Annotated in this window: 6 protein-coding genes; 4 read left to right on the top strand and 2 right to left on the bottom strand. The window is 49.3% G+C overall.

Annotated elements, in window-relative coordinates; translation table 11 throughout:
* Both VIM87_RS15100 and VIM87_RS15105 read left to right on the top strand, forming a co-directional pair.
* The coding region (locus VIM87_RS15100) for a biotin carboxylase (RefSeq protein WP_331997796.1) at nucleotides 1–989 on the top strand (989 nt) is incomplete at its 5' end.
* A 59-nt stretch (nucleotides 990–1,048) separates the two neighbouring features.
* Nucleotides 1,049–1,540 carry a GtrA family protein gene (locus VIM87_RS15105; RefSeq protein WP_331997797.1) on the top strand — a complete coding sequence of 164 codons (492 nt, stop codon included), beginning with the start codon at nucleotides 1,049–1,051 and terminating at the stop codon, nucleotides 1,538–1,540.
* A 58-nt stretch (nucleotides 1,541–1,598) separates the two neighbouring features.
* Here VIM87_RS15105 and VIM87_RS15110 read toward each other — a convergent pair whose 3' ends face one another.
* On the bottom strand, nucleotides 1,599–2,180 hold the full coding sequence (locus VIM87_RS15110) for a thymidine kinase (protein ID WP_331997798.1): 582 nt from the start codon (nucleotides 2,178–2,180) through the stop codon (nucleotides 1,599–1,601).
* Nucleotides 2,181–2,274: 94 nt separating this feature from the next.
* Between VIM87_RS15110 and VIM87_RS15115 the strand changes: the two genes are divergently transcribed.
* On the top strand, nucleotides 2,275–3,207 hold the full coding sequence (locus tag VIM87_RS15115) for a hypothetical protein (RefSeq protein ID WP_331997799.1): 933 nt from the start codon (nucleotides 2,275–2,277) through the stop codon (nucleotides 3,205–3,207).
* Here VIM87_RS15115 and VIM87_RS15120 read toward each other — a convergent pair.
* Nucleotides 3,177–4,481, bottom strand: coding sequence for a 3-deoxy-D-manno-octulosonic acid transferase (locus tag VIM87_RS15120; protein ID WP_331997800.1), 1,305 nt, complete (start codon nucleotides 4,479–4,481; stop codon nucleotides 3,177–3,179). The two genes, VIM87_RS15115 and VIM87_RS15120, sit on opposite strands and share 31 nt — an antisense overlap.
* Nucleotides 4,482–4,657: 176 nt before the next feature.
* On the opposite strand from VIM87_RS15120, the gene VIM87_RS15125 reads away from it, so the two are divergent.
* Nucleotides 4,658–5,390, top strand: a 733-nt coding sequence (locus tag VIM87_RS15125; RefSeq protein ID WP_331997801.1) for a DegT/DnrJ/EryC1/StrS family aminotransferase, incomplete at its 3' end; no start/stop codon positions are given.

Consider the following 5,390-nt stretch of genomic DNA (forward strand, 5'->3'; position numbering starts at 1 on the left):
GAATGCGGGTGGTTAATAATGAAGGTGAGCTGGCCGAGCAGATCCGGCTGGCAAAAAGTGAAGCGCTGAATGCTTTTGGGGATGATGCCGTGTTCATTGAAAAATATGTAGGCGCGCCCCGGCATATTGAAATCCAGATCCTGGGCGACCAGCACGGTAATTATGTATACCTGTTTGAGCGGGAGTGCAGCATACAGCGCCGGCACCAGAAGCTGATAGAAGAGGCGCCCTCCTCCTGCCTTACACCTGCAATACGTGCGGCTATGGGCAAATGCGCCCTGGACGTGGCCCGCGCCTGCCAGTATTACGGCGCCGGCACAGTGGAATTCCTGGTGGATGAAAACCTCGAATTTTATTTTCTGGAAATGAATACCCGCCTGCAGGTGGAGCACCCGGTAACTGAAATGATCACCGGCCTGGACCTGGTAAAAGAACAAATTCGTATAGCCAGGGGCGAAACCCTTTCCTTTACACAGGAAAGCCTGCAGATAAACGGGCATGCTATTGAGCTGCGTATTTGTGCAGAAGACCCGGCCAATAATTTTTTACCGGATACCGGCACCCTCACTACCTACATTCGCCCGCAGGGCTACGGGGTTCGGGTAGATGATGGGTATGAGCAGGGCATGGATATTCCTATTTATTATGATCCCATGATCGCAAAGCTGATAGCCTGGGGCAGCGACCGGGAAGAGGCGCGGCTGCGGCTGATCCGCGCTATTGAGGAGTATCATGTAAAAGGCATCCGCACTACACTGCCCTTTGGCCACTGGGCCCTGCAGCAGCCTGCTTTTATTGACGGGCAGTTTGATACGGGCTTTATTGGCAAGTATTTTGCACCAGAGGCGCTGCGCAAAACGGACGATGCAGCCACACGTGCAGCAGCCATCCTGGCGGCGCAGATCTGGGAAGAAAGCCGGATCGGACAAGTACCTTTGCCCGTTACTGCGGCAAATGGCAGCTGGAAGAAAAGAAAAACCTTAAGATAATAACCAGGCGTTGGCTGATAGATAAATTGGGCTAACTTTGTAATAAGTTATAATTTGAAATGAGGAACCTTATACTACAGGTCATAGATTTTTTCCATCGTCCTTTTGCAAAGCTGATACCTTTGCAAACCTTCCGCTACCTGGCCTGTGGCGGCGGTAATACCGCACTGGATATTGTTCTTTACTTTATTATGTACAACTTTGTGTTACACCAGCAAATGGTGCATTTGCCGTTTGTAACCCTTACACCGCATATTGCAGCGCTGTTCATGTCACTGGCTATTACTTTTCCTACCGGTTTTTTACTGAGTAAATATGTTGTGTTCTCAGAATCTAACCTGCGCGGGCGTACGCAATTGTTCCGTTATTTTATGCTGGTAGGCGCCTGTATATTGCTGAACTATGTATTTATGAAGTTATTTGTGGAGCATTTGCATATTTACCCTACTATTTCCAAGATATTCACCACCTTCTTTGTAGTATGCTTCAGCTACCTTACACAGAAGAAATTCACCTTCAAGGTGAAGCCTGAAAAGTTAAAGTTATTTTAAAATTTAAACGATATAGCAGCGCCCTGACAGGTTTATACTCGTCAGGGCGTTTTTGTTTTCAGGTATTTTTGTTCTCGCCTTCGTAATAACAATGGCGGCAGCGGGGTTCATATACATCCTGCTCACCCAATACTACAGTGGCTTTGCTGGCTGTTTTACGGTAGGAGTAGCTGGCTATGTTACCGCACCTTACACAAATCGCGTGCAGCTTGGTAATGTAGTCGGCCTTGGCCAGCAGCGCCGGCATGGTACCAAAAGGGCGGCCCAGGTAATCCATATCCAAACCGGCCACAATTACGCGTACACCGCGCAGGGCCAGCTGGTCGCAAACGTAAGGCAGTTCTGCATCAAAGAACTGTGCTTCATCAATTCCCACCACATCTACTTCCTGCGCTAACAGCAATATTTGCTGCGAGTTATCTATAGGTGTTGACAATACTTTATTCTCATCGTGCGATACAATGTTCTGCTCATCATAACGCACATCTATACCGGGCTTAAATATTTCTATCCGCAAATTAGCTATCCTGGCCCGTTTCAGCCGTCTTATCAGCTCTTCCGTTTTACCGGAGAACATGGAACCGCATATCACTTCAATCCATCCTCTTCTTTCCCCTGCAAGGGAAGGTTCAATAAACATATTATACCTGTTTAGATTAGCAAAATGTCTGAAAAACGCTAACTTTATGCAAATAAAATAAATTCTCTCACAACGCGTTTAAAACAATTAAGGCATGGAAAAGATCAATGCATTAATTGACAAATTACAGGAATTAAAAAATTCCAACGCAGACCTGCAGTCCATTTCATATTATGTGCAAATGCTTCAGGCTGAGGTGTTACATGTCCGTACACAACAAAAAGCACAGGAACAACAGCAACAGGTAAGAAGCCATATTGCTGTAATAATGCCTGCGCCCGCACAAACGATCACTATAACGGAACCGGCGCCGGCTGCTTACGCTAACGGATATACGAATTCAAATAATACCACCTACCATACCACTACCGCTGTACCGGAAAAAACACCGGAACCGCCGGCAGCAAAGCCACAACCTGTTGAAACAGAAGTGATAAAACCGGCTGCCGTTATTGTGGATGCTCAAACCTTTGAGCCCAAACCGGTAGTGGCCGTACAACCGGCTGCTGTTCCTGAAACCAGGCCGGCTGAGCCCAAACCCGCTTTGGTTCAGGTACCCCTGCCCGCCGCTGAAACCAGGAGCTATGAGCCTAAGCCCGCTCCCCTGCCTGAAAAGCAGCCGGTGAGCGCCACGCTGTTTGAAATGGAAACAACCGCGCCCGCTAAAAAGACAAAGGATAACAGCAACCTGCGTAAAGAGATCAATGAGCTGGCAGCGCAAACCATGCCTTCCCTGAACGAGAAGCTGAAACAGTCCAAATCGGAAATAGGCGAAAAGCTGGGCGAAATGCCCGTAAAGGACCTGCGGCAGGCCATTGGTATCAACGACAAGTTCCAGTTCATACAGGAATTATTCCGCGGGGATGTGGACATGTACGAGCGTTCCATTAAAACCATCAACGAATTCCATACCCTGCAGGAAGCAGAATACTGGATTGAAAGGGAGCTGAAGATCCGCCAGGGATGGCTGGATGATACCCGTGCGGTACGGCACTTTTACACGCTGGTCAAGAAACGTTTTTCCTGAATATAAGCCAGGATCTTACCGGTAGCGCCCCTGCTTTCCGACACATATTTGCCGGCAATGTAACCGGCCTGTGTGCATAATTCATCGTTCATCAGTAATTCCTCCATCTGCCGGGACAGCGCAGGCTCATGCGGTACGGTAAAAGCACCGCCCAGGGCCACCAGCTCCACCGCCTCTGCATACTCCTGGTACACAGGGCCAAATACAACCGGCTTGCCATAAGTGGCAGGCTCCAATACATTGTGAATACCATCTTTATCAAACCCGCCGCCCACATAGGCTACACAAGCGTAACGGTACAGGGAGGAAAGCATGCCGATATTATCGATGATCAGCACCTTGCCAGGATGCTCAATATCTACATGGGGCACATCTTCGGGATGGCTTATGTGCGTGCCTGCCAGGTCGGAGTAACGTAAGGCGCCGGGGAACAGCTCCAGCAGGCGTATAATATGGCTTTCGTTTATTTCGTGCGGGGCTATTACCAGGCGGCGGTCCGGCTCATAATGCCCGGCCCACCAGGCAAACAATGCTGCTTCATCGCTTTCCCAGGTACTGCCGGCCACCACGGTTTTCCGGTTCCGGGCAAACTGTTTTACCAGCGGCCGCTCTACCGCCTCCTGCTGCAGGGCCCATACCCGGTCGAACCGGGTATCCCCGGCTACAGTAACATGCTTTATATCAATTTGTTGCAGCATATTACGGGAGGCTTCATTCTGTACAAAAATATGTGTAAGCTGCTGTAACAGCCTGCGGAACAGGCCTCCGTACCATTTAAAAAAGGGCTGGTCATCCCGGAAAATACCGGAGATCAGGATGGCCGGGATCTGGCGCTGGTACAGCGTATTCATGAAATGGTACCAGAACTCATATTTAATAAAAATGGCGAGCTTAGGCTGTACAATGTCCAGGAAAAGGCGCGCATTTTTGCGCGTATCTAACGGTAAATAGTACACGTAATCCACCCCTTCATAGTTCTTCCGCACTTCGTAACCGGAGGGGGAAAAAAAGGTAAGCAGCAGGCGGCATCCGGGGTGCTGTTTTCTGAAGGCCTCCAGCACGGGGCGGCCCTGCTCAAACTCACCCAGGGAGGCTGCATGCACCCATACCAGGGGGCCGCCGGTACCGGCTGCAAGGGTTTTCTGCATTTGGGCAGCCCAATCTTTGCGGCCGTTCAGCCAAAGTGCTGCCTTGGTATTTCCGGTGGCAGCTGCTATTTTTAGACCTGCGCTGTACAGGGCAATGCCCAGGTTATAGAAAATGGTTGAAAACATGCTCGTAATAATGGTTGAATGAATTTATTGTCAGCCATTTAGCTGGTGTTCCGGCAATAATAGCGCTACCTGCAAACATCCTGACAAATTTTAAGGGTAGCACAAAGATAATCGCCTTCCAATGGCAATTTTTGTAAATTTGCCCACTTTAAAACAAATTAAAATACCTATTCCGCATGGTTCCTATTCAGATGGTAGATTTGAAACGCCAGTATTTAAAAATTAAACCGCAGGTGGATGCTGCCATCCAGGAAGTGCTGGAAAACGCCGCTTTCATAAACGGGGCGCCGGTACAGCAGTTTAGCCAGGAATTACAACAATACCTGGATATTAAACACGTAATTCCCTGCGCCAATGGTACTGATGCGTTGCAAATAGCCATGATGGCCCTGGGGCTGCAACCCGGCGATGAGGTGATCACTCCCTCTTTTACCTTTATAGCCACCGCAGAGGTAATTGCCCTGCTGCACCTGAAACCGGTGTTTGTGGATGTGGATCCTAAAACCTTTTGCCTGGATCCTGTAGCAGTAGAAAAGGCCATTACCTCCAAAACCAAGGCCATTGTGCCGGTACACCTGTACGGCCAAAGTGCGGATATGGAACCACTGATGGCCATCGCCGAAAAACATAATATTCCTGTAATTGAAGATAATGCCCAGGCCATTGGCGGCCATTACACCTTTAAAAATGGCAGCGTTAAAAAGCTGGGCGCCATCGGGCATATTGGCTGCACCTCCTTTTTCCCTTCCAAGAACCTGGGTTGCTACGGAGATGGCGGCGCACTGTTCACCAATGATGATGCATTAGCCGCCAAGATCAGGATGGTGGCCAATCACGGCCAATCCGCCCGTTATTATCATGATGTGGTAGGCGTTAACTCCCGCCTGGATACTTTGCAGGCCGTGGTGC

The sequence above is a fragment of the Chitinophaga sp. genome, from assembly GCF_036569125.1.
In the GTDB taxonomy this organism is placed as follows: domain Bacteria; phylum Bacteroidota; class Bacteroidia; order Chitinophagales; family Chitinophagaceae; genus Chitinophaga.

Excerpts from the sequence above, each read along its gene's own strand:
- VIM87_RS15105 (WP_331997797.1), top strand. The coding sequence starts at position 1,049 with ATGAGGAACCTTATACTACAGGTCATAGATTTTTTCCATCGTCCTTTT.
- VIM87_RS15120 (WP_331997800.1), bottom strand. The coding sequence starts at position 4,481 with ATGTTTTCAACCATTTTCTATAACCTGGGCATTGCCCTGTACAGCGCA.
- VIM87_RS15115 (WP_331997799.1), top strand. The coding sequence starts at position 2,275 with ATGGAAAAGATCAATGCATTAATTGACAAATTACAGGAATTAAAAAAT.
- VIM87_RS15110 (WP_331997798.1), bottom strand. The coding sequence starts at position 2,180 with ATGTTTATTGAACCTTCCCTTGCAGGGGAAAGAAGAGGATGGATTGAA.